Source organism: Nocardioides sp. NPDC057577 (genome assembly GCF_042801335.1).
GTDB lineage: Bacteria > Actinomycetota > Actinomycetes > Propionibacteriales > Nocardioidaceae > Nocardioides.
The window spans coordinates 1-2,277 of sequence record NZ_JBHVGB010000313.1 but is presented as its reverse complement, the minus strand read 5'-3'; the positions used below and the strand labels follow the sequence as shown (position 1 = coordinate 2,277).

Here is a 2,277-nt window from a genome sequence, read left to right as displayed (position 1 = left end):
GAACAGACAAGACCACACGCGGCCGCGTCCGTATCCTGGCGCTTGCGCTACGGAGGTGGCCGCGTGAGAACCTGGCTGGACATCGGAGACAGTCAGTTCGGCCTCGAGGCGCTTCCGTACGCCACCTTCCGCACCGCCGCGGACCCCACGCCGCGGCTCGGGGTGCGGATCGGTGACCTCGTGCTCGACGTCGCCGCGGTCACAGGTGTCGGCGAAGGCGGTCTCGACGCGCTGCTCGCCGCCGGGCCGGCCGTCTGGACGGACGTACGCGCCGAACTGACCCGGCTGCTCAGCGACCCCGGGAGCGAGGCCGAGGTCAGACCGCACCTGGTGCCGATCGAGGGCGCCGACCTTCTGCTGCCGTTCACGGTGGCCGACTACGTCGACTTCTACGCCTCCGAACACCACGCCTCCAACGTCGGGAAGATGTTCCGCCCCGACTCCGAGCCGCTGACGCCCAACTGGAAGCACCTGCCGATCGGCTACCACGGCCGCTCCGGCACGGTGGTCGTCTCCGGCACTGACGTCGTCCGGCCGACCGGTCTGCGGAAGACGCCCGACGGGATCGTCGACGGCCCCTCGATCCGCCTGGACATCGAGGCCGAGATGGGGTTCGTGGTCGGCGTCGGCTCGGAGCAGGGCACTCCGGTCCCGCTCGCCGAGGCCGCCGACCACATCTTCGGGATCACGCTCCTCAACGACTGGTCGGCGCGCGACATCCAGGCCTGGGAGTACGTCCCGCTGGGCCCGTTCCTCGGCAAGTCGTTCGCGACCTCGATCTCGCCGTGGGTCCTTCCGCTCGCGGCGCTCGAGGCGGCCCGGGTGAGCCCGCCGGAACGCGACGTCCCGTTGACCGGCTACCTCGACGACTCGGCGCTCGAGCCGTGGGCCCTCGACCTCGCCCTCGAGGTCAGGCTCAACGGTTCGCTGGTCGCCGAGCCGCCGTACGCCACGATGTACTGGACCGCACCGCAGATGCTCGCGCACATGAGCGCCAACGGCGCCTCGCTCCGCGTCGGCGACCTGTTCGCCAGCGGCACGATCAGCGGCCCCGAGCCGGGTCAGCGCGGCTCGCTCCTCGAGCTCAGCTGGTCAGGGGCCGAGCCGTTCGAGCTGGACGACGGCTCCACCCGTACGTTCCTGGAAGACGGCGACGAGGTCACGATCACCGCGACGGCGCCGGCGCCGGGCGGTGGCCGGATCGCGCTCGGCGAGGCCAGCGGGCGGATCCTGCCCGCGAAGGAGCGCCCATGACGACGGTCTACGAGTTCACGCCCCGCTACCTCGAGGTCGACATGCAGGGGGTGATGTTCAACGGCTGGTACCTCGCCTACGTCGACGAGGCGATGAACCACTTCATCGACGCGTGCGGGGTGCCCTACCCGCGCTGGGAGGAACTCGGCGTCGACGTCCAGCTCGTCCACGCGGACCTGGACTGGAAGGCCGGCATCGGCTTCGGCGACAAGGTCCAGGTGCCGGTGCGCACCACCCGGATCGGCACCAAGAGCTTCACCCTCGAGTTCGAGTTCCGCCGGGGCGAGGAGGTCACCTGTGCCGTCTCGGTCGTCTACGTGGTCGTCGCCGCCGATGGCTCGGGCTCGACCGCCGTCCCGCCGGAGATCGCCGCCGCGATCGGAGATCCGCAAGAACGGTCAAGCGGCCAGGAGGCAACGGTGTGAGACTCGTCGTGTGCTCGAGACAGATGAAGAGATCGCCGACCTGCAACGACTCCTGGACGCTTCGATCGGTCGCGCGAGCGGCCACCTGACCGGCATCGTCAATGCCGAGAACCGCCTGAACGCACGCCAGCTCGTCACCGAGCTGACGGGCATGAAGGTGCTGGTGCTGGCCACCGTGACCGCCCGTGGCGAGCCGCGGACGAGCTGCGTCGACGGCCACTTCGTGCACGGTCGCTGGCTGTTCGGGACCTCTCCCACCGCCGTCAAGGCCAAGCACATGCTCGCCCGCCCCGCCGTCAGCGCGACCCACGTGGACGGGGAGCGCATCGGCGTCTTCACCCACGGCACCGCGCACGTGGTCTCCGAAGGGCCCGCGTTCGAGGCCCACAACGCCTACTTCACCGAGTTCTACGGCTCGGACCCGCAGACCTGGGAAGGGCCGGGCGTGGTCTATGCCACCATCGAGCCGAGCTGGATGGTCGCGTACGCCGCGAAGGCAGCTTCGTTCCCGGGCTGAACATTTACGGCCGAGTCGGCGCATCCGTCCCCTCTCGCTCGCTTCGCGTAGCGTGACACGGGGACAGATCCCCCGACGCGG

The 2,277-nt window shown here is 70.0% G+C and carries 3 protein-coding genes; all 3 read left to right on the top strand.

The genetic code is table 11. The features are described 5' to 3' along the window. Positions 1-63 precede the first annotated feature (63 nt). Genes fahA through ACFU7D_RS29335 form a run of 3 tightly spaced genes read left to right on the top strand, consistent with a single transcriptional unit; the run spans position 64 to position 2,196 of the window. Positions 64-1,254, top strand: a complete 1,191-nt coding sequence (gene fahA / locus ACFU7D_RS29345; RefSeq protein ID WP_378873994.1) for a fumarylacetoacetase — start codon at positions 64-66, stop codon at positions 1,252-1,254. After that, positions 1,251-1,679 (top strand): acyl-CoA thioesterase, encoded by a 429-nt coding sequence (locus ACFU7D_RS29340; protein WP_378873991.1) that lies wholly within the window; start codon positions 1,251-1,253, stop codon positions 1,677-1,679. The genes fahA and ACFU7D_RS29340 overlap by 4 nt, the downstream gene beginning before the upstream one ends. 10 nt (positions 1,680-1,689) lie before the next feature. Further along, positions 1,690-2,196: a pyridoxamine 5'-phosphate oxidase family protein gene (locus tag ACFU7D_RS29335; protein ID WP_378873988.1), complete on the top strand. Its 507-nt coding sequence runs from the start codon at positions 1,690-1,692 to the stop codon at positions 2,194-2,196. The last annotated feature ends 81 nt before the right edge of the window (positions 2,197-2,277 follow it).